Annotated in this window: 28 protein-coding genes and 1 other RNA gene; 12 read left to right on the top strand and 17 right to left on the bottom strand. The window is 66.9% G+C overall.

The features are described 5' to 3' along the window. Positions 1-23 precede the first annotated feature (23 nt). From C0541_RS08615 to C0541_RS08605, 3 genes are all read right to left on the bottom strand, one after another. Positions 24-1124 (bottom strand): Glu/Leu/Phe/Val dehydrogenase dimerization domain-containing protein, encoded by a 1101-nt coding sequence (locus C0541_RS08615; RefSeq protein ID WP_115047624.1) that lies wholly within the window; start codon positions 1122-1124, stop codon positions 24-26. 155 nt (positions 1125-1279) lie between these two features. Then, positions 1280-2530, bottom strand: a complete 1251-nt coding sequence (locus tag C0541_RS08610) for a 2OG-Fe(II) oxygenase (RefSeq protein ID WP_115047622.1) — start codon at positions 2528-2530, stop codon at positions 1280-1282. Positions 2531-2716: 186 nt separating this feature from the next. Then, positions 2717-3244, bottom strand: a complete 528-nt coding sequence (locus C0541_RS08605) for a M48 family metallopeptidase (protein WP_161959978.1) — start codon at positions 3242-3244, stop codon at positions 2717-2719. Positions 3245-3419: 175 nt separating this feature from the next. Here C0541_RS08605 and C0541_RS08600 point away from each other — a divergent pair, with 175 nt between their 5' ends. Beyond that, entirely contained in the window at positions 3420-3593 is a 174-nt protein-coding gene (locus C0541_RS08600) for a DUF1328 domain-containing protein (RefSeq protein WP_003489471.1), read from the top strand. A gap of 176 nt (positions 3594-3769) precedes the next feature. On the opposite strand, the gene C0541_RS08595 is transcribed toward C0541_RS08600, so the two are convergent. After that, positions 3770-4024, bottom strand: a complete 255-nt coding sequence (locus C0541_RS08595; RefSeq protein ID WP_115047620.1) for a DUF2789 domain-containing protein — start codon at positions 4022-4024, stop codon at positions 3770-3772. A 131-nt stretch (positions 4025-4155) separates the two neighbouring features. Here C0541_RS08595 and C0541_RS08590 point away from each other — a divergent pair, with 131 nt between their 5' ends. Continuing rightward, positions 4156-4422, top strand: coding sequence for a DksA/TraR family C4-type zinc finger protein (locus C0541_RS08590; RefSeq protein ID WP_115047618.1), 267 nt, complete (start codon positions 4156-4158; stop codon positions 4420-4422). Between the two features lie 189 nt (positions 4423-4611). Here the strand turns inward: C0541_RS08590 and C0541_RS08585 are convergent, their stop codons facing one another. From C0541_RS08585 to C0541_RS08565, 5 genes are all read right to left on the bottom strand, one after another. Beyond that, positions 4612-5205, bottom strand: a complete 594-nt coding sequence (locus C0541_RS08585; protein WP_161959977.1) for a mechanosensitive ion channel family protein — start codon at positions 5203-5205, stop codon at positions 4612-4614. A 313-nt stretch (positions 5206-5518) separates the two neighbouring features. Then, on the bottom strand, positions 5519-5704 hold the full coding sequence (locus C0541_RS08580; protein WP_010366034.1) for a hypothetical protein: 186 nt from the start codon (positions 5702-5704) through the stop codon (positions 5519-5521). 189 nt (positions 5705-5893) lie between these two features. Beyond that, the gene (locus C0541_RS08575; RefSeq protein ID WP_115047614.1) at positions 5894-7270 is read right to left on the bottom strand and encodes an Hsp70 family protein; all 1377 of its coding nucleotides are present in this window, start codon (positions 7268-7270) and stop codon (positions 5894-5896) included. Between the two features lie 123 nt (positions 7271-7393). Then, entirely contained in the window at positions 7394-7867 is a 474-nt protein-coding gene (locus tag C0541_RS08570) for an FKBP-type peptidyl-prolyl cis-trans isomerase (protein ID WP_115047612.1), read from the bottom strand. A 279-nt stretch (positions 7868-8146) separates the two neighbouring features. Beyond that, positions 8147-9199 (bottom strand): cation diffusion facilitator family transporter, encoded by a 1053-nt coding sequence (locus tag C0541_RS08565; RefSeq protein ID WP_161959976.1) that lies wholly within the window; start codon positions 9197-9199, stop codon positions 8147-8149. 97 nt (positions 9200-9296) lie between these two features. On the opposite strand from C0541_RS08565, the gene C0541_RS08560 reads away from it, so the two are divergent. Then, a complete protein-coding gene (locus C0541_RS08560; protein WP_115047610.1) occupies positions 9297-9632 on the top strand; it encodes a zinc ribbon domain-containing protein YjdM in 336 nt (111 codons plus the stop codon). A 55-nt stretch (positions 9633-9687) separates the two neighbouring features. Here the strand turns inward: C0541_RS08560 and C0541_RS08555 are convergent, their stop codons facing one another. From C0541_RS08555 to C0541_RS08540, 4 genes are all read right to left on the bottom strand, one after another. Next, on the bottom strand, positions 9688-10476 hold the full coding sequence (locus C0541_RS08555) for a hypothetical protein (protein ID WP_238601291.1): 789 nt from the start codon (positions 10474-10476) through the stop codon (positions 9688-9690). A gap of 238 nt (positions 10477-10714) precedes the next feature. Continuing rightward, positions 10715-11770 carry a L,D-transpeptidase family protein gene (locus C0541_RS08550; RefSeq protein WP_115047606.1) on the bottom strand — a complete coding sequence of 352 codons (1056 nt, stop codon included), beginning with the start codon at positions 11768-11770 and terminating at the stop codon, positions 10715-10717. 363 nt (positions 11771-12133) lie between these two features. Beyond that, a non-coding RNA gene (locus C0541_RS08545) (sX9 sRNA) lies at positions 12134-12209 on the bottom strand. 60 nt (positions 12210-12269) lie between these two features. Beyond that, positions 12270-13364, bottom strand: a complete 1095-nt coding sequence (locus tag C0541_RS08540) for an alkene reductase (RefSeq protein ID WP_115047604.1) — start codon at positions 13362-13364, stop codon at positions 12270-12272. A 248-nt stretch (positions 13365-13612) separates the two neighbouring features. Here C0541_RS08540 and C0541_RS08535 point away from each other — a divergent pair, with 248 nt between their 5' ends. From C0541_RS08535 to C0541_RS08505, 7 genes are all read left to right on the top strand, one after another. Next, the gene (locus C0541_RS08535) at positions 13613-14821 is read left to right on the top strand and encodes an MFS transporter (RefSeq protein ID WP_161959975.1); all 1209 of its coding nucleotides are present in this window, start codon (positions 13613-13615) and stop codon (positions 14819-14821) included. Positions 14822-14988: 167 nt separating this feature from the next. Then, entirely contained in the window at positions 14989-15159 is a 171-nt protein-coding gene (locus tag C0541_RS21025) for a hypothetical protein (protein WP_115047602.1), read from the top strand. Positions 15160-15384: 225 nt separating this feature from the next. Continuing rightward, positions 15385-15840 (top strand): PA2169 family four-helix-bundle protein, encoded by a 456-nt coding sequence (locus C0541_RS08525; protein WP_024937995.1) that lies wholly within the window; start codon positions 15385-15387, stop codon positions 15838-15840. A gap of 256 nt (positions 15841-16096) precedes the next feature. Then, positions 16097-16699, top strand: a complete 603-nt coding sequence (locus C0541_RS08520; RefSeq protein WP_115047600.1) for a 2'-5' RNA ligase family protein — start codon at positions 16097-16099, stop codon at positions 16697-16699. A gap of 35 nt (positions 16700-16734) precedes the next feature. Beyond that, a complete protein-coding gene (locus C0541_RS08515; protein ID WP_115047599.1) occupies positions 16735-17343 on the top strand; it encodes an HD domain-containing protein in 609 nt (202 codons plus the stop codon). 62 nt (positions 17344-17405) lie between these two features. Next, the gene (locus tag C0541_RS08510) at positions 17406-17588 is read left to right on the top strand and encodes an oxidoreductase-like domain-containing protein (protein WP_115047597.1); all 183 of its coding nucleotides are present in this window, start codon (positions 17406-17408) and stop codon (positions 17586-17588) included. A gap of 70 nt (positions 17589-17658) precedes the next feature. After that, positions 17659-19032 carry a virulence factor family protein gene (locus tag C0541_RS08505; RefSeq protein ID WP_115047595.1) on the top strand — a complete coding sequence of 458 codons (1374 nt, stop codon included), beginning with the start codon at positions 17659-17661 and terminating at the stop codon, positions 19030-19032. A gap of 350 nt (positions 19033-19382) precedes the next feature. Here the strand turns inward: C0541_RS08505 and murU are convergent, their stop codons facing one another. The 4 genes from murU to C0541_RS08485 all read right to left on the bottom strand — a co-directional run bounded on the left by murU (position 19383) and on the right by C0541_RS08485 (position 23104). Then, a complete protein-coding gene (gene murU, locus C0541_RS08500) occupies positions 19383-20096 on the bottom strand; it encodes an N-acetylmuramate alpha-1-phosphate uridylyltransferase MurU (protein ID WP_115047593.1) in 714 nt (237 codons plus the stop codon). Beyond that, positions 20093-21115: an aminoglycoside phosphotransferase family protein gene (locus C0541_RS08495; protein WP_115047591.1), complete on the bottom strand. Its 1023-nt coding sequence runs from the start codon at positions 21113-21115 to the stop codon at positions 20093-20095. Before C0541_RS08495 ends, murU begins: the two co-directional genes overlap by 4 nt. Positions 21116-21171: 56 nt before the next feature. Continuing rightward, positions 21172-21444 (bottom strand): GlsB/YeaQ/YmgE family stress response membrane protein, encoded by a 273-nt coding sequence (locus tag C0541_RS08490; protein WP_104583065.1) that lies wholly within the window; start codon positions 21442-21444, stop codon positions 21172-21174. 166 nt (positions 21445-21610) lie between these two features. Then, a complete protein-coding gene (locus tag C0541_RS08485; protein ID WP_115047589.1) occupies positions 21611-23104 on the bottom strand; it encodes a M20 family metallopeptidase in 1494 nt (497 codons plus the stop codon). Positions 23105-23261: 157 nt separating this feature from the next. Here C0541_RS08485 and C0541_RS08480 point away from each other — a divergent pair, with 157 nt between their 5' ends. Both C0541_RS08480 and C0541_RS08475 read left to right on the top strand, forming a co-directional pair. Then, complete coding sequence (locus C0541_RS08480; RefSeq protein WP_321186573.1) at positions 23262-23636, top strand: ComEA family DNA-binding protein; 375 nt, start codon at positions 23262-23264, stop codon at positions 23634-23636. 312 nt (positions 23637-23948) lie between these two features. Beyond that, positions 23949-24563: a HutD/Ves family protein gene (locus tag C0541_RS08475; RefSeq protein ID WP_193725898.1), complete on the top strand. Its 615-nt coding sequence runs from the start codon at positions 23949-23951 to the stop codon at positions 24561-24563. Positions 24564-24681: the final 118 nt, after the last annotated feature.

Below are 24681 nucleotides of genomic sequence, written 5' to 3'. Positions count from 1 at the left end.
GGCAACGTGCCTGGGCAGGTAGGTCACTCGCCGCGCAGCTTGTGCAGAAAGCGCGGTGCGGTGCGGCCCAGCGGCAGCTTGAGCTTGCTGATGGCCTCGATCCGCGCTTCGGCAATCTGGTCGGCCGCCTGCTGCGGCGCGACGCCCAGGCGGGTGGACAGGTCGAACACCTTTTCCAGGTTGTGGTAGATGCTGCGGATCAGGCGCATTGCGCGTTCGCGGTTGTAGCCGTCGATCTCCAGCGACACATTCATCACGCCGCCGGCATTGACCACGTAATCAGGCGCATACAGGATGCCGCGCTGGTGCAGCTCCTCGCCGATGGCGGCACTGGCAAGCTGGTTGTTGGCGGTGCCACAGATGATCTTGGCCTTCAGCCGCGGCAGTGTGTCTTCGTTGATCGCCCCTTCCAGCGCGCACGGTGCGAACACATCGGCCGGCACCTGGTAGATCTCCTCGATGCTGACCGCTTCGGCGCCGTACTCGGCCACCGCGCGGTCCACCAGCGCCGGGTTCAGATCGGCCACGTAGAGTTTGGCGCCGCGTTCCTTGAGCAGCTTCACCAGCTCCATGCCGATATGGCCCAGGCCCTGGATCGCGATGCTGGCCTTGCCGACTTCCTCGTGGCCGAGCCTGCGATTGAGCGAGGCCATCAATGCCTGCAACGCGCCGTAGGCGGTGAACGGAGCCGGGTCGCCGGAGCCGCGATGCACCTGGTGGACGCCGGTGACGTACTCGCTCTCCAGGTAGATCTGTTCCATGTCGTTGACGTCGGTGCCGACGTCCTCGGAGGTGATGTAGCGCCCGCCCAGGGTGTCGACGAAGCGGCCGAACGCGCGAAACAGCGCCTCGCTCTTGTCGCTTTTGGGGTCGCCGATGATCACCGCCTTGCCGCCGCCGACATTCAATCCGGCCAGCGCGTTCTTGTAGGTCATGGTGCGGCTGAGCCGCAGCGCATCGTTGAGCGCCGCCTCGCTATCGGGGTAGGGGCGCATGCGCACGCCACCCAGCGCAGGCCCGAGCCGGGTGCTGTGCAGGGCGATGATCGCTTTCAGGCCGGCGTCGCGGTTGTGACAGAAGATCACCTGCTCGTGGCCGGTGGTGTCGAGGGTTTCGAAAAGCATCGAAGGCTCCGCGGGGCTGCGTGATGTGCCTTCCCTGTGGCCGGGCCGGAACCCGTGCAATGGGAAACAAAAACGCGACGTCTGCAGACCCTGTCCGATCACGTCGCGCTGCAACATTTTAAACCACGTCGGTGGGGGCTAGTGTATGAATCTGTTCACCAATGCCGGTAGCGCCGCTGCCGGAACCACAGCGTTCCCAGCCATTTGCTGCCCGCGCTGACCGGCAGGCCGGCGTGCAGCGAGTCGGGGTCGGGGCGGCCATCGGCATGCAGATTGTCGAAGCACACCACCGACCCGGCACGTGGACGGACGCGCACGCCCGCGACCGGGAAGTCGGTGTCGCCCCCCGCGTCGACGTCGTTGAGGTAGACGCAGGCGGTGCGCAGGCGATTGCCGGCCGTGGGACGGTCGGCAGCGATCGTGCCCGGCGGCAGATAGTCGCGGTGCGCGCGGTACTGCTCACCCGGCGCGTAGCACAGCACCGACAGCGCTTCGGCCTGGGTCAACGGCAGCTGCGCGCAGGCCGCCACGCGCGCCTGCGCCGCACGCGCGGCAAAGTCTTCGAGGATCGGGTCCAGTGTGGCGCCGCGGCTGGTGCGCACTGGCACGCGGCGCGCGCTGGCAGCGTCGGGGTCGACCACCTCGGAGGCGCGCAGGTGCGGCCGCGCCAGCAACATCAACAAGCGGCACTCGTCGGCAGACAGCACGCCGGAGATTTCTTCGATCATGGGTGCGTGGTGGCGGCGCGTGGCGATGTGTCGGGCGGCGAAACCGATGTGCTGATCGTCGCCGACCGGATCCGGTGGCGCGATCCGCACGGCAGGCGGCGCGGCAATGCCCAGCGGTTGCAATTGCCGCAGCAGCTGGGCTGCGGCGTCGGGCTGCGGCGGGACACCTTCGCCACGCAGCAGGCGCTCGGCCAGCAGCGCGGCTGCCACTGCATCACCGGCTGCGGCGGCACGTTCCAGCAAGGCAACGCAGCGGCGTTGCTGCGCGGGGTGATCGATCCGGCCGTGCTGGATGGCCAGCGCGCGCAGCGCAGGCGGATGGTCGGCTGCAGCCGCGGCCCGTAGGCGAGAGGCCGCCTGCACCTCCAGCGCCGCAGGGGTGTCGGTGACGGCCAGGGTCGCCAACAGATAGCGCGCTGCCGCCACATGCTGGCGTTCGGCCTGTTGCCAGTGGGTCAACGCCTGGGCCACGTCCACCTCGCACCCGACACCGTAGGCCAGCATGCGGCCGGCTTCGATCTGCGCGCTGGCATCGCCTGCGGCCGCACTACGCGTGTACCAGTCCAGCGCCTGCTCGGCCTGCCCCATGCGCACCAGCGCATGTGCCAATGCCGTCATTGCTGCAGGTTGCGCGGTCTGCGCGGCATCGGTGAGCTGCTGGAGGGACGGTGCCTGCATGGCCGCATTCTAGGAGAGGCCGGCACCCCTGTCGTGCCTGACCTCGGGCGGGCGCGAATGCCGCCCGAGGCCAGGTGGAGGGCAGCATTGCCGCTGATCGGTGCAGGGGGTTCTTGCCGACCTGGCAACCGGCCGCCACGGACGGGCGGCGACCGTGCCGCGCTTCCTTCGCTTGCCGGTGCGCGATCAGGCGTCCGTGGACAGCGCCAGCTGGGTCAGATACAGGCGCAGGTCGAACTCCAGTTGGTGGTAGTCCGGGCTCATGTGGTTGCACAGCTGGTAGAAGGCCTTGTTGTGGTCGGCTTCCTTCAGGTGCGCCAGCTCGTGGGCGACGATCATCTGCAGGAACGGTTCGGGTGCATCGCGGAAGACCGAGGCGATGCGGATCTCGCGGCTGGCCTTGAGGCGGCTGCCGTGGACGCGCGAGATCGCCGTGTGCGTGCCCAGCGCATGCTTCACCACCTGCAGATGGTTGTCGTAGAGCGCCTTGTGCAGGGTGGGCGAGGAGCGCATGTAGCGCTCCTTCATGGCCTTGACGTAGTCGTACAACTGCCGGTCGCTGCGGATCGTGTGGCGATCCGGGTAGCGGCGTGCCAGCACCAGTGCGAGTTTGTCCTGCGCGATCAGCTCACGCACCTGATCCAGCACGGCGGGCGGGTAACCGGCGAGGTAGCGAAGAGTGTCCATGCCAATCGATTGCGACGAGTTGCGCATGATCGCCGATGCGGGCGTTGCTGGCCAATCGACATGCGCGCATGTGGCATCGTGTGTCAGGCGTATTCACGAATGCGGCACATCCGGATGCGTAGCGTGCAGCGCATGTTTTGCGGCACGACCGCGCAAGCACACGATTGAACACGGCGCTTTGCCGGATGAGGAGACAACCAACATGATCAAGTGGGCCATTATTTTCGCCATCATCGGACTGATTGCCGGTGCGCTCGGGTTCGGCGGCATGGCGGGCGCCGCGATGGGGATCGCCAAGTTCCTGTTCTGGGCCGGCATCATCATTGCCATCGTGCTGTTCGTGCTCGGCATGACGATCGCCAAGAAGGTGACCTGACCGGGCAGGGCGTGGCCGTGGCGTGCGATTCGCATGCCGGCTGCATCCCCCGGAAAGCAGAAGGAGCGGCCACCGGCCGCTCCTTTTTCGTTCCTGCAGTCTGCTGCATCGACAAAACGACAGACAAGACTGCGAGCGAGGTCTGGCGCCGGACGAGCGCCATGCGGTCGCGCAGCTCAGACGCCGGTGTTCTCCGCAGTGGTGTGCAGGGCAACATTGAGTTGATCGATGGTCACGATCCAGTCGGCATCGTCGAGGCGTTCTTCACGCAACAGCTGCGCCTGTGCCGGCGTCCAGAACGGCGCCTCCTCCAGACGCATGTCGCCCGGCAGCGGGGAGTGCTCCTGGATGAAATCGCGAATGCTGGCTTCGTCCGACGGCAGGCCCAACTGGGCGAATAATTCGGAGAACGGGTGGACGGTTTGTTCCATTGCGACTTCCTCGAAGAGTGCGGATGAGCCGATGCTAAAGCACCTGATTTGAGCGCACTGTGCACGTCCGGCTTGGATTTGCCCGTGCGCATGCCCATATTCCAGTGCTGAGCAGACAAGCCGAGGCGAGCATGGCGACCGGATGGGCAGGTGATGGGGCGGTGCAGGACCAGATCGATGCGACCGTCGAGGATGCGATCAAGCGCGCGCGGAGCCAGCTGCACCAGGGTCCCAGCCTGACGCAGTGCGAAGAGTGCGATGCGCCTATCCCCGAGGCGCGGCGCAAGGCAGTGCCGGGCGTGCACCTGTGCGTGAACTGTCAGCAGGCGCACGACCTGGAGCAGGCGGCGCAAGGCGGCTACAACCGTCGTGGCAGCAAGGACAGCCAGCTGCGTTGACTGCCATGTCGGGGCTGTTCCAGAGGGGCTGTTTCAGAGCGGCCAGCCGACGACTGCACTAGGCGCAAAGCGGGTGCGTTCGGTGTTCGGGACAGCTCGTGCCGCTGGTACGCCGCGGCGTCCGATGCCATGACCGCACCAGCTGATAGCCGCCGGCCAGGTTCCATCAGGCACTGCCGGCAGCCACGCTCAATTGGGGTTGAAGTGGCCGGTCTCGCGCCAGCGGCGCGTGGTGCGCTGGAAGAACAGGCTGTTGGGCACCTGCAGCACGCTACCGGCGTGGTCGCCGGTTTCTTCCAGGGTCGTGTAAATCACGTTGATATCGACCACCCGTCCCTTCAGGCCGGGCTTGTCGCCGCCTTCCAGCAGCTCGATGTGGTCGTGCAGGCGGAACGGGCGCGTGGTGATGATCAGGAAGGTGCAGAAGATATTGGACAGCACGCTCCATGCCGCGAAGAACGCCACTGCACCGACCGCCGCGAATCCGGTGAACGCGGTCCACAAGGTGACGCTGGAGACGCCCAGGGTGTTCAGTACCGCCAGCACCGCAGTGACGGAAATGACGAAGCTGCCCACGCGACGGATGCCGATCGTTACTTCCGCCGGCAGGTTGTAGCGCGTACCCAGGCGTCGCAGTACTTGCCGCAGCAGCAGCCGAACCAGGGCGGCAACGCCGAGGATCAACACGATCTGCACCGTCACCACGGCGACGGTCAGCCACTGTGGATTCCAGTGCGGCAACAGACTACGGATCATCGTGGGCAAAGCGTCGGACGCGGACATCACATCGTGCAGGTTCTTGGAGAACCCTCATTGTAACGGGGCCGTCGCTGCGCGGCCGGTGCGCGGGGTGAATGTGCGCGCAGCGGTGGCGACGGCAGGACGCACTCATGGCTGCTGCGATGGCTTGCGGGATCGCGCATATCGCTGCGGCGTTGCCGCCGGGGACCGGCGATGGCGCCAGCGGGCTGGCATCGCATGTTGGTCCAGGGCGCATCGATGACGAAACCGGACGCCCGCAACGTCCAGGGCCGGAAACGAACGTGCCACCTTGCGGTGGCACGTCGGGTCCACGCTTTTCGATTGCGGGTAACGCTTAAGCGATCTTGTCGCCGTCGTTACGCGCAGGGCCGAAGTTGGTGGTGAGCACTTCGATCCGGCCGCCGGTCTTGCGGAACGCGGCAATGTCGGCAGCAATGCGCTCGCGACTGAGCGGCTGCGACTTGCCTTCGCTGCGAGCGATGCTGGGCTGGGATTTCTGCTTGGTCGCGGGACGTGCCATGTGGCCTCCTGTAGCGGGGAAGTGCAATGACACCGCGTGCGGCTAGGGTGGCGCGCGCGGAAGCGGTGTCGAGAAGTGCGGTCGCGTTCGGTGCGCAATCGCGATGGCACGGCAAGCGTGCCTTGCTGATACGGCGGCTAAACGCCACGCAGCAACCGCGCATTGTAACCGATGAGGGCGCGGCTTGCCTTAACCAGCCGACGGACGGAGCTGGCGTGTCGCCGCCCAGGCCAGGCCCTGCACCACGCCGAAGGACGGATCGCCCTGCACCAGGCGCGATTCCGGGAACGCGGCTGCCACCGTGTCGCGGATATAGCCGGCGCGCGACATGCCACCGGTCAGGAACAGCGTGGCCGGCGGCGCATCCAGGTCGGCACGGACCTGCGCAAGCAGGCCTTCCAGTTCGCCCAGATAGCTGGAAGCAGACGCAACCAGCGCGCTGGCCTGCACGTCCACGCCCAGCCCGCGTTCGATGAAGTCCAGCGCGCCCTGGTGCCGGTCGTGCTCGCTGAGCGCGATCTTGCAGGCTTCCACGCCGCGGTACAGGCGCGCGGTGTTGCCGGTGTCCTGCAGCGCCTGCAGGCGCTTGTCGAACGGGGCGGGAACGTCCTGGTACTTGTGCAGGCGGAATTCGCGCTGGCGGGTCATGTCCTGCACCATCGCCGCTTCCACGTAGTGGTGGGTGGGCACGCGGGTGATGCCGCGGCCGAACAGCGGCATGTAGGCAGCCAGGCTCAGTGCCAGGTCGATATCGGTACCGCCGCGCGCGATACCCCAGGCACGGTGCACCTGCGGCGCGGCGCTGCCGCCGACGCTGGCATGGGCGATGTCGGTGGTGCCGCCGCCGATGTCCACCACCACGGTGTCGTGGCGGCTGTCGTGGCTGACGTGGTAATGCATCGCGGCCGCTGCGGGTTCTTCGAGGAAATCGACTTGGTCGAAGCCGGCGGCGATCGCGGCGGTCTGCAGGATCTCCAGCGCCTGCGCGTTGCCGGCTTCGCCGATGGAACTGCGGAACTGCACCGGGCGGCCCAGCGTGGCGCTGCGGATATTGACGTCGAACTGGCGCGAGGCGGTGAGCCGGATGTGCTCCAGCACATGCGTGGCGATGCCGGTGATGGTCTGGCGCGCGCGCGGATGCAGGTTGTAGCCCAGCATCGATTTGGGGCTCTGCACCAGGCTGCCTTCGCCTTCCAGGAAGTACGCATCCAGCGCCTCGTCGCCGTAGACCGCGTTCTGCAGCAGGGCGGCCGAGCTGCGCGGCTCGCGCACCTGCTCTTCCATCCACTGGCGGCGCACGATGCGGATCGCGTCGCGGCGCAGGCTGTCGTTGCTGGAGGTACGGCCGGCGGCAGCCGCGTCGCGACGGCCGGAGTCGATCAGCCGTTCGACCTCGTATTCCAGCGCCGGGGTCAGGCTGAAATCGTCCGGGTCGCGCATGGTTTCGGGGAAATACACCGTGGTGCGGAACTGCAAGGCCTCGCCGAAGCGTACCGGCACCACCTGGTCATCGACGATCGCCGCAGCGGCGGAATTGCTGGTACCGAAGTCGATGCCGAGTTTCATGCGGACGGGCCTGTGAGCGGGCCGCGCACTTTACTACTTCCGCCACCGGCGACGCCCGTCCCCCTGCGTGCGGACGTCGCAGCAACCGACGTGCCGCGTGCCACCGGCACGCGGCACACCGGGTCAGGCCGCGACGCTGGCGACCTGGCCTTCGTTCAGTTCTTCGGTGGTGGCTTCGCGCACGTCGACGACTTCGACCGCAAAGTGCAGGGTTTGCCCGGCCAGCGGATGGTTGCCGTCGACGGTGACCTGTTCCGGGCCAACCTCGGTAACGGTGACCAGCACCGGGCCCTGCTGCGTGCGCGCCTCGAACTGCACGCCCGGCACCACCTCGACATCGGTCGGGAATGCCGCGCGCGGCACCTGCTGGATCAGCTGCTCATGACGCGGCCCATAACCTTGTTCGGGCACCACGTCGGCAGTGAGCGTCTCGCCGCTGCGCTTGCCGTCCAGCGCCTGTTCCAGGCCGGGCACGATGTTGCCGGCACCGTGCAGGTAGCTCAAGGGCGTGTGGGGTGTCGAACGGTCCAGGACCTGGCCGCTGTCGTCGGAAAGGGTGTAATGAATGGTCGCAACGCGACCCTGGCTGATTTCCATCGGAAACCTCCATGCTGATGATCGAGTGGGATGCGTCGGCTGACTCACGACGCCAGGAGTTGGTGCCCGCCTACCGTAGGCAATCGCCCCGGGCGATGCAACCGCAGCCGCGGCGGCGGTTATGGCCAGGATCAGCTTGGTGGTGAGGATGTCAGCTCTGCCAAGTGCCGCATTCCTGGCGCTGCATCGGTGCTCGACTGTCAGCGCAGCGCGCGCGACTCGTAGCCGCTGGCCGCAACGCACCGCATCGCGTTGCGCACAGCCCAGGCCTGCAACGCGCTAATCCTGCTCGGCACCCCGTTCGATCTGGGCGCGACGTGCGTGCCAGGTTTCCGGTGTCTGCGGCTTGATGAACAGCGCGGTGAGTTCGGGGTGCTGGCGCTTGGCGGCCGCTTCGATGCGCCCGACGCAAGCCTCGATCTGCGGGGTGGTGCGGCTGTCCTCGAACTCGGCGCTCAGGGCAGCGACCACCTGGTTCGGGCCCATCTGCATGGTCAACACGCCATTGGCGGCGCGCACGTCCGGATCGCTGGCGGCAATGCGCAGCAGCGATTCGGTGACATGCGCATGCGCGGGTTCGCCGATCAGCAGGCCCTTGGTTTCGCGCGCCAGCAGGAATGCGGTAAAGGCCAGCACGCAGGCAATGCCGATCGAAGCGATGCCATCGAGCTCGGGCATGTCCAGCAACTGCGCGCCGGCCAGGCCCAGTACCGCCATGAACAAGCCGATCAAGGCGGCGCTGTCTTCCAGCAGCACGGTGAACGTGCTGGGGTCCTTGCTCTGCCGGAATGCCTGGAAATACCCCATGCGGCCCTTCTTGGCGCGGAATTCGCGCAGCGCCACCACCCAGGAAATGCCTTCGAACACGATCGACACACCAAGCACGATGTAGGCGATCAGATGGCTCTTGGCCGGCTCGGGATTGCGCAGATGCACGATGCCTTCGTACAGCGACACGCCCGCGCCCATCGCGAACACCAACAGCGCAACGATGAAGCTCCAGAAGTACAGTTCGCGCCCGTAACCGAACGGATGGGTCGGCGTCGGTGCCTGCGCCGCGCGGCGCAGGCCGTACAGCAGCAGGACTTCGTTGACGGTGTCCACCAGCGAGTGCACGCCTTCGCTGAGCATCGCCGAGCTGCCCGAAATCCCTGCGGCGATGAATTTGGCGACCGCGATGGCAAGGTTGCCGGCCAGCGCGACATAGACGACCAGATGCGAGCCGGTTTCTTTCGCCGCGCCCGGTTCGGCAGCCGCAGGCCCGGTGGATCCTGGCGCAGCGCCGGGGGCTTGGGGAACCGATGGGTTGGGCACGTGCGACCTGCAGGGCATTCGACAAGCGCTGCACTATCGCGCTGGCGCCGTGCCGGAGACGTGATCGCGCGTCCGGGAGGCTACAATTCACGCCCGTTTCAAACCTAGGAATCGCATGTCTTCCGTTCCCGCCTGCCCGCAGTGTGGCCTGGACAATACCTATGCCGATGGCGCGTTGTGGATTTGCGCAGACTGCGGCTTCGAATGGAGCGCCGGCGAATCCGCCGCGACCGCGACGGTGGTGCGCGACAGCAACGGCAACCTGCTGCAGGCCGGCGACACGGTGACCGTGATCAAGGACCTGAAGGTCAAGGGTTCGTCGATTCCGCTCAAGCAGGGCACGCTGATCCGCAACATCCGACTGGTCGAAGACGATGCCGAGCACATCGAAGGCAATTCGGACAAGATCAAGGGCCTGGTATTGAAGACCTGTTTCCTGCGCAAGGCGTGAGGCTGTTGCGGATGTAGCAGTACCCTTCCCAGCGCGCTCCTACGTTGCGGCATGCTCAATCGCGCGGATACACCGCCGCCACCGTGCAACTCTGGCGCATCCGCGCGGCCAGGCCGCCACGCGTGGTGCTTAGATCGCCCTGCTGGCCGGATCCGGCCGCTGCGCCGGCAAGTGCCAGTTCGTCGAGCACATCGACCTTGTCGCCGGGATTGCCGCAGATCGCGTTCAGGCCCATGCCGGAAACGAAGCGAATCGGCGGCGCGCCGCTGAGCTCGCGGCAGCCGTCCGTCAGTTCGACGCGGTAGTGGCGATGCGTACCGGGATGACGTGGCGACACTTCCACGATCAGCCCCTGGCCGTCTTCCGACCACGAACGCAGCATGCTGGGGTTGAAGCAGTAGCTGGACGAGCCGGCGAAATTGCGCCGGCGCGCTTCGCGCACGCTGACGCCGTCCAGGGTCGGAATACCGCTGTCGCGTTGTCGTGCCGCACTGGCGTATTCGCGCGCACTCAGCGTGGCGATCTGGTTGATCGCGCAGTGCTGCCGGCCCGAGCTCACGTAGGCCGGCGCACCGTTGCAGACCCAGCCGTGCGTCGCCAGCAGGTGCGCATCCGCGTGTGCGGCCAGGTGCGGGCAGTCCTGCGCCAGGCTGATGCGGAACAGCCGTCCGCCTTGTTCGGCCACCGCCAGCGTGCGCGGATCGGCTTGATGCAGTTCGGCCACCCGCCGCGCATCCAGGCATTCGGCATTCGGTGCGGCCGGGCGCTGCGGCTCGCCAGCTGCCGTGGATGATGCATAGCCGAACAGCGTACTGCCGAGCAGAACCGCAGTGAGCAGACGCATCACGCACATCCTTGGCAATGAGGGATGGCCGCATCATCTGCCACGAAAGCCGCGCCGACAACCGCCGCAGCATGCGCCGCGTCGTGCGCAACAACGCCGGGCGCGCCGTCGGCGCCGGGCGCCACCCGTGCAGACAAATGCACGCAAATGCACATCGATGCCAGCTGCCAGCATTTGCGCGCGCAACCTCACGCGGCGCTTGCGACCTGCCGTTGCGATAACGCGGCGCAGCTGGCGCTCAGGGCGCCTCGGGCGGATCCGAATCCAGTACCTGCAGCTTGCCGCCGGTGGTTTCGGGGAGGATGCGTTGATCGGTGGCGACCAGCACTACACCCGGCGTCAGCAGTGGCAGCAGGCCGGCCAGGAAGGCCGGCGGCACCTGCAGCCGCGCGATGGTGTCGGCATCCAGCGGCTGTCCTGCCGCCGCATTGCTGCCGGGGATGCCGATGCGCATCCAGTTGGGCATGCGTTGGCCGGGCAGGCCGGGCACCTCGCCGGGCAGGAAGCCCTGGCCGACGATGAACGCCTGCGTACCCAGCGGCGCGGCACCGGCCTGCGCGCGCAATGCCACTTGCGCGCGACCGATTTCCACGCCGTTGCGATAGACCACCAGTTGTTGGTCGCTGCTGCTGACCAGCATCGAGATCGGCCCGGTGGGCGCCAGCTCCGGTTGCCACGCGAAGGTCTGGCCATTGGGCAGCGGCAGCAACGCACGCTGCGCGCCGGTGGTCGGGTCGATCGGGCTGAGCGCGCGTGGATGCACCACCGCGTCGGCATCCACGCCGGCCTGCGCGACCACCACCACCATGCCCATGTTGGAATTGTCGAACAGCAGCCGCGCGAATTCCGACGGCAGATGCACGCAACCATGCGATTCCGGATAACCGGGCAGGCCGCCTGCGTGCAGCGCCACGCCATCCCAGGTCAGGCGCTGCTGATACGGCATCGGCGCGGCGTTGTAGAGGCTGGAGCGGTGGTCCTTGTCCTTCTGCAGGATGGTGAACACACCGGTCGGGGTCTCGTGCCCGGGCTTGCCGGAGCTGATGGTGGAAATGCCGATCAGGATGCCGTTGCGATACGCATAGGCGCGTTGTTCGGTGAGGCTGACGATCACCGCCATCGGCCCCCAGCCCTTGCTGACGCCACCCCAGATCCATTCGCCGGGCTTGAGGTCGGCCGGCGCCGTTTCGACAGGGCTGGATTGGCGCGCGCCCCAGAACGGCACGGCAAGCGCCGGCCCGCAGATCAGCAGCGTGCAGAAGAGAACAGCAGTGAGCAGGCGCCGCATCGGCAATCCAGAATGACGGGGTCGGCACGATCCTAGCGGGGCAGGGTGTGCGCGTCATGTGGTTGCTGCCGATACCGCGACGATGCGAAGGCATCGGCATTGCACGCGCAGTGCCATGGGGCACGTGTGCGGATTCGCCAGTCCGTCGCGCAGCCCGCACAGGCGCCTGGTGCTGCGTGCTGCTTCAACTGATTGACTCGGCAGGTGCCGACAGTCGCCGCATCGCGATGGCCATCGGGCAGAAGGGCGCTAGGCGTACTCAAGAAGCGCCGGGCTGCCAGGCGCCCGGAGCCGCGGTGCAGGGGCGGGCTGATCCGACCCAGTGGCTGCGCGCGTCCGGTGCCGAGCGTAGCCGATGTGCCTCCAGGCGGCTGACAAAACGGAGTGAGCGGCCGTCGGACGGAGACGGTCGGCGCCCAAGAACCGGGCTGTACGAGTGGTACATCACGATTCCCGGCACCGGCCGCGCCCATCCGACGGCCGCGCGGCAGTGCTGTAAGCGCTCTTAGTCCGGAAGCGCGGGGTAGTCGATGTAGCCCTCGGCACCACCGCCATACATCGTGGCCTGGTCGACCTCGGCCAGCGGGGCGTTCTCGCGCAGGCGGCGCACCAGGTCCGGGTTGGCGATGAAAGGCCGGCCGAACGCAATCGCATCGGCGTAGCCGCTGCCGATGGCATGCTCGGACAGTGCCTTGTCGTAGCTGTTGTTGGCGATCCAGGCACCGTCGAACTTGGCACGCAGCGCCGCGTAGTCGAAGGCGACGTTGTCGCGTGGACCGCCGGTTGCGCCTTCGATCACGTGCACGAAGGCCAGCCCGCCGATCAGGTTGAGACGCTCCACCGCACGTTCGAACAAGGGTTGCGGATCGGAGTCGTGCATGCCGTACACCGGCGTGACCGGCGACAGCCGCACCCCGGTGCGCTCGGCACCGATCTCGTCGGCGATCGCCTGCACCACTTCGGTCAGCAGGCGGGTCCGGTTTTCGATGTCGCCGCCGTACGCATCGGTGCGCTGGTTGGAGCCGTCGCGCAGGAACTGGTCGAGCAGGTAGCCGTTGGCCGCATGCACCTCCACGCCGTCGAAGCCGGCGTCGACGGCATTGCGCGCGGCGATGCGGTAGTCCTCGATCAAGGCGGGGATCTCGTCCAGCGCCAGTGCGCGCGGCTCGGAGACATCCTGGAAGCCGTCCTTGGTGTAGGTCTTGCCGTCGGCGCGGATGGCGCTGGGCGCTACCGGCGACTCGCCAGGCGGCAGCACGCTGGTGTGCGAGACGCGGCCTACATGCCACAGCTGCAACACGATCCTGCCGCCACGGCGATGCACTTCGTCGGTGACCGCGCGCCAGCCCTGCACCTGCGCGGCGGTGTGGATGCCGGGCGTATCCAGATAGCCCTGGCCCAGCGGGCTGATCTGCGTGCCTTCGGCCACGATCAATCCGGCACTGGCGCGTTGGCCGTAGTACTCGGCGGCAAGCGGCGACGGCACCTGCCCGGCGACGGCGCGATTGCGTGTCAGCGGCGCCATGATCACGCGGTTGGCAAGATCCAGCGCGCCCAGGCGCACGGGGGAGAACAACGGGGATTCAGTGGATTTGGACATCAGCAACCAATAGGGATGTGGATCACGCGCCGGGCGCGACACCGCGCCGATCGCGAGTGCTCCCTAGCGATGGTGGCGGACCCAAGCAGATTCGAGCGGTCGCGATAGGACACAGCGTCTCCTGTCGTGACCAAATCGGCCAAACTGTGACGTGACGGGGACTGGTGCTGAATCGCCGCAGGCGCTGTGCTTTCGTCGATTGCTGCGTTGCACAATAATAAGCTGCCCCGCCATTGCTGGAGTCGGGCATGTCCGATACCGATCTTTCAACGCCGCGCGTGTCGCGGCGCGACTATGTGCTGATCCTGTTTGCGTTGGCGATGGGTGGCTTTGCGATCGGCATCAGCGAATTCTCCACCATGGGCCTGATGACCCAGATTGCGCAGGGCCTGCAGATCAGCGAGCCGCAGGTCGGCCATGTGATCAGTGCCTATGCGCTGGGTGTGGTGGTCGGCGCGCCGTTGCTGGCGATCGTCGGCGCGCGCTGGCCGCGGCGCACCTTGTTGCTGCTGTTGATGGTGTTCTACGCGCTGGGCAATCTCGCCAGTGCGCTGGCGCCGAGCTATCACACGATGTTGCTGTGCCGGTTCATCGCCGGCTTGCCGCACGGCGCCTACTTCGGCGTTGCCTCACTGGTGGCCGCATCGATCAGCCCGCCCAATCAACGTGCCACTGCGGTGGGGCGGGTGCTGCTGGGCCTGAGCATCGCCTTGCTGGTGGGCAACCCGTTGGCGACCTGGCTGGGCCAGATCGTGAGCTGGCGCTGGGCCTACGCGGCGGTCTCGGTGCTTGCGTTGTGCACGGTCGCCGCCGTGGCATCGCGCCTGCCGCCTGCGCCGGACGAGCCGCGGCAACAGCCGCTGCGCGAGCTGCGGGCGTTCAATCAGCCGCAGGTGTGGCTGGCCCTGGCGATTGGCGCGGTGGGTTTTTCCGGCATGTTCTGCGTCTTCAGTTATCTGGCGCCCACCCTGACTGCGGTGACCGGCGTGGAGCCGGCGCGGATCCCGCTGGCGATGGTGGCGTTCGGTGTCGGCGGCGTGCTCGGCAGCATCCTGGGCGGCTGGCTGTTCGACCGCATGCAGTTCCGCGCGGTGCCGGTGTTGCTGGTGTGGTCGGTGGTGGTGATGCTGACCTTTCCCCTGGCCGCGCAGTCGGGCCTGTGGGTCTTCGTGTCGATCGTGGCGGTCGGCACCATGGGTGCCCTAGCGCCCGCACTGCAGACGCGGTTGATGGATGTGGCCGCAGAGGCGCAGACCCTGGCCGCGGCATCCAACCACGCCGCGTTCAATACCGCCAATGCGCTTGGTCCATGGCTGGGCGGCATGGCGATCACGGCCGGGTGGGGCTGGACCTCGACCGGCTACGTGGGGGCGGCCACTGCGCTGGGTGGCTTGCTGGTATACGCGCTGGCGCTCTGGCAGGAACGCCGGCAGCGGACGGCGCTGGCGAGCTGCTGAAGNGATGTGTATAAGAGACAGCCGTTGCCGTGATGAGTGGCGGCATGGATAGCGGTCGTACCCGTCGCGATGCAGTTGCACATCCAGGATGCAGGGCCCCATCCACGGCCGACTCACGGCCCGACGTCGAGACTGCATGCTTCATCGCGAGCGGACCGTACAGCGCCATGACCGACTTCACCCCACCTCCATGGAAGCGCCCGAAGCCCAAGGGGAGGTCCGCGTCCACGCCGCTGACCGCTGCCCAGAAAGCGGCTGCCAGGCAGCGCGCCGAAGAGGCCGGCCGTCCATATCCCAACCTGGTCGACAACATGTGGGCAAGCCGGCAGCCGAAGTAGCTTGACCCGGTCTTGGCATCGATGAATCCCCATTCATTGCCTGCATGACCGCGTGAGGACGATCACCACATCACTCACGTGCCGATTATGTGTGCCACGCCAAGCTAGGGCCGTACACAACGCCAAGGCATGCAATCAATCCATCGATTGCCTCATCCCCCGAAAGCCAGCGCAAGCGCAGTTGCAATCCGCGTAGCGCTGGCCCATCGCAACCAGGAGCGACACATGAGCATTCAGAGCAAGACCGAGCATAGCCTCAACGACCTCATCGCCATTTCCCGCGACGGCAAGGACTTCTACGAAGAAGCCGCCGCCAAGGTGGGTGATGCCGAGCTTGCAACGCTGTTCCGCCGCATCGCCGGGGTCAAGTCCGACATCGTCAGCAACCTGAGCAGCGTGGTCGCGTCGGTCGGCGGCAAGCCGGAAACCAGCGGCACCATGGTCGGCAGCATGCAGCAGTTCTACGGCAAGGTGCGCGCAACGCTGGGCGATACCAAGTACGGCTACGTCGCCGAGCTGGAAGAGTCCGAAGATCGCCTGCTGAAGGCGTTCGACGAGACCATTGCCGACCAGGACACCCCTGCTGCCGCGCGCGACGCCGCACTGCGCCTGCTGCCGGAAGTGCGCGCCTGCCACGACGTCATGCGTAACCGCAAGCATGCGATGAAGAACGCCGCATAACATGCGTGCGTGACCCGGGCGCATCCAGTGTGATGCAGCTTGTGGAGCAGGACCGATAAAGGCGGAAACGGACAGCGCAAGCTGTCCGTTTCTTTTTGTGCCGGAGACGCTTGCTGGTGCGCGATCTTGTTCCACGCATGGTGCGCGTTCCACGTGACGCGGTTGACGGCGCATGCGTGTCACGCACGCGGTCGGTCTGCTAGTATCCGCCGCCCTTCTTCCGGCAGGTCCGCGTACGCGGTCGTGGAATCAGCCCATGAAACAGCAGTTCCTGTACCTGTCCTCGGCCGAGGCGCAGTTGTCGCTTGGTCTGGGCGAGGAGAAGACCACCGAGCGCCTGTTCTTTGCGGTGATGGCCGATGCGCCGACCGCCCAGCGCGCCGCCGCGGTCGCCGATGGGCTGCTGCACGCCGGTCAGGTCGAGGGCAGGCCGCTGGCGCGCGAACGGTTGCATGTGACCCTGCATCATCTCGGCGATTACGCGGGTGGTTTGCCACCTTCGCTGGTGACTCGCGCCAGTGAGGCCGCCGGGCGCGTGGCGATGGATGCGTTCGAGGTGGAGTTCGATCGGGTAGGCACGTTCGGTGGACGACGTTCGCAGCTGCCGTGCGTACTGCGCGGCGAGGACAAGGTGCGTGGCCTGTACGAATTGCAAGGCGCGCTGGGCCGGCAACTGGCGCACGCGGGCATCGCCGGCGATGCGCAGTACACGCCGCACATGACGCTGCTGTACTGCAATCAGTCGTTGCCGCAACGACGCTGCGAGGCGCTGGCGTGGACGGTGCGCGAGTTTGCGCTGGTGCGCAGCTTTCTGGGGCAGTCGCGTTACCAGATCGAAGGGCGGTGGTCGCTGCGCTGATGTGCAGGTCGATGCGCACGCGGTAGCCTGCGCACATGGACGCCACCACCACACCGCTGCCGTTGCAGCCAGAGCACCTGGCCGCGCTCGAACAGGCCTATGCCACGCCACCGCGTGCCTATCACCACTTCGGCCATGTGCGCGCGCTGCTGCAGCATTACGCCGAGGTCGCCGCCGGACCGGGCTGGCAGCAGCCGGTCGAAGTCTGGCTGGCGGTGCTGTTTCACGACGCGGTGTATCAGCCCGGGCGCAGCGACAACGAGGCCCAATCCGCCAGGTGGGCGGCTGACTGCATCCCGCGCTGGTGGCCGCAGGCATCGGTCGATCTTGCGCGCGTGCGGCAGCTGATTCTGCTGACCGCACGCCATGGACAACTGCAGCCGGCGGACGTGGATGCCGAAGCGGCGCTGTTCCTGGATTGCGACATGGCGATCCTGGCCGCACCGGCTGCGGTGTTCGACGCCTACGACCAGGCCATTGCCGCCGAATACCGCGGACATGTGCCCGGCCTGCTGTTCCGGCGCAACCGCAGGCGGTTCCTGGCCGGCCTGCTGGAGCGTCCGCGCATCTTCCTGAGCGACGATTTCCATGTGCGCTGCGATGCCGCGGCGCGGGCCAATCTGCGGCGACGGCTGGCGCGCTGACCCGGCATCCGGCCGGCGGCGCTCCAGCCGGGCACGGCCATGGTGCACGCTACAATGCGCGCATGCACCACCCCGCAGCCTCCGATCACGATCCACGCCCGCAGCCGCCCGAGCCGCCAGCGCCCAACGAGTGCTGCGAAAGCGGCTGCCCGTTGTGCGTGCACGATCTATACGCAGAGGACGTGGCACGCTACCGGCAGGCGTTGGCCGCCTGGGAAGCGCGTCAGCGAGCACATGCGCGCTAAGCGAAGCGCCACGCTTTGCGTGGCCGCCCCGAACGATTATCTTTTGGACCACTTTTCCCGATGGTGCGACATGCGACGACTTGAGATGTGGAGCGCGCTCTGTGGCGCGGCGATGTTGACGCTATCGGGCATGGCGGCTGCGCAGACGGCCCAGCAAGTGAGCCACGGCCGCTTCGAGCAGGTGCCGGTGCTGATGCCCAAGGGCGATCCGCAGCGCGTGGTGATCTGGCTGACCGGCACCGGAAACAACGCCAGGCGCCAGACACAGGCAGAAAGCCTGCGCGCCGATGGTGCGATGGTGGCGATGGTGGACACCGCGCACCTGTACGCGGTGCTGCGCAAGGATGGTGGCACCTGCGCGTTCTCGGTCGGCGATGTGGAGAATTTCTCCCGCTACGTACAGGCCTTCTACCACATCCCCACCTACCGCCTGCCGCTGCTGGTCGGCGATGGCGAGGGTGCCGCACTTGCCTATGCCGTCGGGGCGCAGGCCAAGCCGCATGTGCTGGCCGGCGTGCTGACCGATGGGCTGTGCCCGGCCACGGTCTCCGATCAGGCGATCTGCCAGCCGGGCGTGCGCCCGGGCAGCAATACGCTGCTGCCGGTGCCGTTGCAGATTCCCTGGGTGCTTGCCGGCAGCCAGGACAAGCGTTGCCCGGCCGCGGCCGAAGGCAGCTTCCTCAAGCAGGTGCCGCAGGCGCGTACCTTCACCCGTTCGGCACAGGGCGACGTCCTGCCGGGCCTGCGCGCCGCGGCACGCTCGCTGGGCGATCAGAAGGGCGTGGCCTTGCCGCCGCCACCGGGTGGGCTGAAAGATCTGCCGGTGGTGGAACTGCCGGCAAAGCCGGACGGCGACAGCGACGACGACACCTTCGTGATCTTCGTCTCCGGCGACGGCGGCTGGGCGGGCCTGGACGAGGAGGTGGCCGATGCCCTGGCCGCGCAAGGCATCCCGGTGGTCGGCCTGGATTCGCTGCGCTACTTCTGGACCAGGCGTACTCCGCAGGGCTTTGCCACCGACCTGGATCGCATTGCGCGTTTCTATGCGCAGCGCTGGCAACGTCAGCGGGTGGTGCTGATCGGCTTCTCGCAGGGGGCGGACGTGCTGCCGGCCGCGATCAACAAGCTGCCGGCGCAAACCAGGCAGAACCTGCGCATGACCGCGCTATTGTCGGTAGGCAAGCTGGCCGACTACGAATTCCACGTCAGCAACTGGCTGGGCTCGGACGACCAGGGCCTGCCGATCGCACCTGAAGTGCAGCGACTGTCCGCCGGCACCACGTTGTGCATCTACGGCCAGGACGATGAGGATACGCTCTGCCCAAGCCTGCCGGCGCAGGCCGCCAGGCGTGTCGCGCTGCCGGGCGATCATCACTTCAACGGCGACTATGCGACCTTGTCCAAGGTGATCATGGAGCAGCTGCACGCGCCGTCGAAACCTTAAGCGAGCGGGGCATGGCCGCCCCTGCGTCAGCCGACTTCCGGTCGACGCGGGGCGGCAACCGCCCGTCGCGTCTGGTCCGGCCGCCGAAGGCCGGCGGCCGCAGCAGGCTGCAGCAGTCGCATGACATCGCCGGATCTCGGGTGCGGGATTGACCGGCATGCGCGGAGTGATCGCTGGCGCGGTGCCGCATCCGGTGTCGATGCACGCCGCGGATCGGTCACTGGATGTCGGTGGCGGCATCCCTGACGCAGAAGGTCCCGCGGGCGCTGGGCCGGCAACGCCCGCTCGGGATGGCCGGCGCTTAGGCGGCAAGCAAGGCGCGACCGGGCGATGCGGCGGCGTGGTTGCGATCAGCCGCCGTCGTGCAGCAGCTGTGCATCCAGCTGCGCCAATCGCTGTGGCGTGCCGACATCGGTCCAGCGCCCGGCATGGTGGATGCCATCGATCAACCCTGCTGCCATCTGCGCGCGCAGGATGGGCGCCAGCGCAAACCGCGGTGCCGTTGCGCCGGTCTGCCCGGGCAACTGGCCGATGACCGATTGCCAATTGCGCAGCACCGCCGGTCGATACATGCCGATGCCGGAATAGGTGAGCGTCGCGGGCAGGTCCGCGCGCACCTTGCCATCTACGTCCAGCGCAAAATCTGCGCGCGCTGCATGGGCGGGCTGATCGACCAGCACCAGTTGCGCCAGTCCCGCCGGCGTGCCCGACAGCCGCGCGAAATCGAAATCGGTCCAGATATCGCCATTGACCAGCAGGAACGGCGCCTCGCCCAGCAACGGCAACGCATGCAGCATGCCACCGCCGGTTTCCAGCGGCGTGGCGCCCTCGAAGGAATACGTCAGCCGCAGCCCGAATGCGCTGCCGTCGCCCAGTAGTTGCGGGAATTGCTCCGCCAACCACGAGGTATTGATCACCACCTCGTCCACGCCCAGCGCGGCCAGTTTGCGCAGGTGCCAGACGATCAGCGGCGTGCCGCCGACCGACAGCAACGGCTTTGGCGTGCGCTCGGTCAGCGGACGCATGCGCTCGCCGAAACCGGCGGCGAAGATCAGCGCCTTCATGCGCCGACCTGCGCCGAGCGTGCCGCCAACGCGGGTTTGACCAGCTCTTCCAGCAGGCCGATCAGTGGCGCAAGGTCGGGATGACGCGGCAATACCTCGTCCAGATAGACGATGAAACGCGGCACGTTGTCCAGATACCAATGCTTGCCGTCGCGATGGCTCAGGCGCGAGAAGATGCCAAGATTCTTCAGGTGCCGCTGCACGCCCATCCAGTCCGCATCGCGCAGGAACTGCGCCAGCGGCGGCACCGGCAATCCGGCCGCTGCGGCACGTGCGTGGTAGCGCGCCAGCCAGCCATCCACGCGCGCCAGCGGCCAGCTCACCGAGGTGTCCTTGAACAGGCTGATCGGGTCGTAGGCGATCGGGCCGATCACGCAATCCTGGAAATCCAGCACCGCCGGCCCGTCGCCGACCGGCATCAGATTGCGCGGCATGAAATCGCGATGGGTGAACACGCGCGGCTGCGCCAGTGCGTTGTCCATCAAACGGCGCTGCAGCAGCTGCAGCTGCTCGGCCTGGCCGCAGTCCAGCTGCAGGCCCAGGTGGCGGCCGAGAAACCAGTCTTCGAACAGGCCGGCATCGCGTTGCAGCAGCGCTTCGCCGAACTCGGCGCTGTCGGCGGGGGGCGGAATGCGCTGCAGCAGCAATAACTGCGTGATCGCAGCATCCAGCAGCGCGTCGGCATTGGCATCGGTCAGTACCTGCGCCAGGGTCGGCACGCCGAGGTCTTCCAGCAGCAGGAATCCGGTGTCCAGTTCCTGTGCAAGTACCTGCGGCACCCGCACGCCGTGCTCGCCGAGCAGTGCGTGCATGCGCAACCAGGGCGCCACGTTTTCCAGTGCTGGTGGCGCATCCATCAGGATGCGATCAACGCCACGTCCCTGCGTACGCCAGTAACTGCGAAATCCCGCATCGACGGAGGCACGCTGCAGCGTGAGCTCGGGGTCAGCCAGCGCATGCCGCGCCCACTGCAGGCGCAGCGCATCGCGCGCGGTATCGGGAAGCAACGATGACGTCATGGGAATGCTGTGTCGTGAAGTGGGGCGTAGCCGGGTCGAACGTGACGCCGGGTCGGTCAACGCTTGCTGCCGCTGAACAGGCGCAGCAGCGCCAGGATCGCGATCGCACCCAGCAACGCACCGAGGAAACCGGCCGGTTCGCCGGCGTGGTACCAGCCCATGTAGCGGCCGAACCAGCTGGCCACCAGTGCGCCGGCGATGCCCAGCACGATGGTCAGCAGGCAGCCCAGACGCTGCGTGCCGGGGGTGATGAAACGGGCCAGCAGCCCGACCACGAAGCCGACCAGAATGATGTAAAGCCAGCTGTCGCTACCGAAGAGAGTGTTCATCGCAGGCACTGAGGGGAGTGGGATCGGCAGACTAGCATTCGCCGCCGCCGCGACCACGTGTGCCGCGCCGGCTGACACCAGTGCGTTGGGGGAACGTCCATGCGCGCCGCAGCGCATGGCGATGCGCTGGGCCGCCCCGACATGCGCGGGGCGGCCCAGGCGTCAATCAGCAGCAGCCATGCCCGCCATGCCGGGTACCGCTGTCGGCCGCCACCGGCGAGCCGCTGGTCTCGCCGCGCAGGCAGGCGGCGTGATGCTCGGCAATCACCTTGGACACGCAGGCCGTGACCCGCTTGCCCATCGGGATGTGCAGGAACTCGTTCGGGCCATGCGCATTGGAATGCGGGCCGAGCACGCCGGTGATCATGAACTGCGCGCCGGGGAACTTCTCGCCCAGCATGCCCATGAACGGGATCGAGCCGCCTTCGCCCATGTACATCGCCGGCTTGTCGAAGAACGCCAGGCTGGCGTCGTCGATGGCCTTTTCCAGCCACGGCGCCATCGCCGGCGCATTCCAGCCGGACGAGGCCTTTTCCAGCTCCAGCGTCACCTGGGCGCCGTTGGGCGGATCGCGCAGCAGCGCTTCCTTGAGCAGTTCGCCACAGGCCTTGCCGTCGGCGGTCGGCGGCAGCCGCAGCGACAGCTTCACTGCGGTCTGCGGACGCAGCACGTTGCCGGCCGACGCCAGCGGCGGCATGCCATCCACACCGGTGATCGACAGCGCCGGGCGCCAGGTGCGGTTCAACACCAGCTCGGTGAGGTCGTCATGCATCGGCACCAGGCCCTCGACCATCGGGAACTTGTCGAAGATGGCGGTATCCAGCGTCGCCGCCGCGGCCTTGGCCTGCGCCAGCCGTTCGGCCGGCACTTCCACATGCAGTCCGTCCAGCAGGATGCGGCCGCTGGCTTCGTCCTCGATCCGCGACAGCAGCTGGCGCAGCAGGCGGAAGCTGGACGGCACCACGCCGGAAGCATCGCCCGAATGCACGCCTTCCTCCAGCACCTTTACGCTCAGGTTGCCGCCGGTCAGCCCGCGCAGCGAGGTGGTGCACCACAACTGCTCATAGTTGCCGCAGCCCGAATCCAGGCACACCACCAGCGACGGCTTGCCGATGCGTGCGGCCAGATGGTCGACATAGGCCGGCAGGTCGTAGCTGCCGGATTCCTCGCAGGCTTCGATCAGCACCACGCAGCGCGCGTGCGGCAGGCCCTGGGTACGCAGCGCCAGCACTGCCGCCAGCGAACCGAAGATCGCATAGCCATCGTCTGCGCCGCCGCGCCCGTACAGCTTGTCGTCGCGCAATACCGGCTCCCATGGGCCGAGGTCGGCATCCCAGCCGGTCATTTCCGGCTGCTTGTCGAGGTGGCCGTACAGCAGCACGGTGTCGTCGCCCGACGCGGTGCCGGTAGCCGGAATCTCGATGAAGATCAACGGCGTGCGTCCTTCCAGGCGCACCACCTCGACCTGCATGCCCTCGATCGCCTGCGCGCGCGCCCAGGTTTCCATCAGGGTGACGGCCTGCTCCATATAGCCGTGCGCAACCCAGTCGGCGTCGAACATCGGCGATTTATTGGGGATGCGGATGTAATCGACCAATTGCGGGACGATCTCGCGGTCCCAGGTGTCGCTGATGAATTGGTCGATCTTGGCGCTGTCCATGGAGACTCCGAATACGTGACGTAGCAGCGCATTCTACGCCCGTGCCTGGGGGTAGGTATTTCCCTACAAGGCGGCGCGCAGTTCACCGGCTGTGTGAAAAGTTCGTTGGCGATAGGATTGCTGCATGTGGCGCGGGACACTGGCTCCGCCGGCAGGAATGCTGGCTAGGACCATCACCCAAGCCACAAGGAGCGTTGCAATGAGGTCATTTACCGTAGTCCTGAAGTCCCTGCTACTGGCGTTGCTGTTGTCCTCGAATGCATATGCACTCGACAAGGTCGATATCAACACCGCGTCTGCTGAGGAATTGGACAAGGTGCTGACGAATGTCGGGCGATCAAAAGCCGAGGCAATCGTCGAGCACCGTCAGGCAAACGGTCCCTTCAAAAGTGCCGAGGAACTGGCACTGGTCAAGGGCATCGGACTCAAGACGGTCGAACGGAATCGCGACCTGATCGAAGTAGGAGCCACGATGGCTCCCGCCAAGAAGGCTGCCAAGGGGGCGGCGGTGAAACCGGTGGGACGGCGTTAAGGGGAAAGGATCCGAGATACGGTTCGACGCGAGGATGCGTGGCCGCAACCTAACTGGACAGGATGTCCGGGGGATGGCTGGAAGCCGACAAGGACGTGGAATCGCCCGGTGTTGCACTTGGATGTGCAGCCGGGCGTTTTTCGTTGGGCGGATCTGAGCCGGGCGCAGCGCACTGCTGGCGTAGTGGAAGGGCTACAGGGCAAATGCCTGCGCGGCCGTATCGGCTTGGATGAGAAGACGTTCTCCCCGTGCGGATGTGCGGAGCCGTGACCAGCCCACGCCCGGGGATAGCGCTTCAGGCACAATGCGCCGATGCAGCCCACCGACCTGAGCAGCCGGGTGATTCCGGCCACCGAGTACCGCCGCGAGCGGTGGCGCAATCAATTGGGCTGGACGCGCGAGATTCTGCGGCTCGGAGATGCACAGCAATGGGCACTGCGCCTGTCGATCGCCGAGATCGAGCAGGATGCCGCGTTTTCCGCATTCCTGGGCATCGATCGTGAGCTGGTGCTGCTGCGGGGCAATGGCATGCATCTGCACTTCGGTGCGAATCCTGCGCCAAGCGGGCGTCGGGTCGAGCTACTGCCGCCCTATCAACGCGTGCGGTTTGCCGGCGAAGAGGCCGTGCGTGCTGTGTTGCTGGACGGGCCGACGCAGGATTTCAATCTGATGTGGCGACGCGATCTGCTGCAGGCCGAGCTGCTGCATCGGCCACTGGTCGGCACCATGGTGTTTTTCGCAGACCCGGGCAGTGCCTGGGCGATCCATCTGCTTGCCGGCCAGGCCAGCTTCGGGCGCGAAAGTGGCTTGCCGGCACTGGCGGCCGGCGATACCGCGTGGCTGAGTGCGTCGACGCGGACCCGCTACGTGCTGGATGGCGGCGGTGAGTTGCTGGCGATCCGGGTTAGTGCGGCTGATGGAGCGTAGCGCGCAGGCGTCGGGTGGACGGGGGCGGCGCGCGGGGAACGCAGTGTATGCGTCGCGGTGAGGATGCCGCGCATCGGCCGCGCCTGCCAGGTAGCCGCACAGTCGATTGGTGAGCTGT

This window comes from Xanthomonas arboricola (assembly GCF_003353015.1).
Taxonomy (GTDB): Bacteria; Pseudomonadota; Gammaproteobacteria; order Xanthomonadales; family Xanthomonadaceae; genus Xanthomonas; species Xanthomonas arboricola_E.
This window is presented reverse-complemented; position numbering and strand designations above follow the sequence as displayed.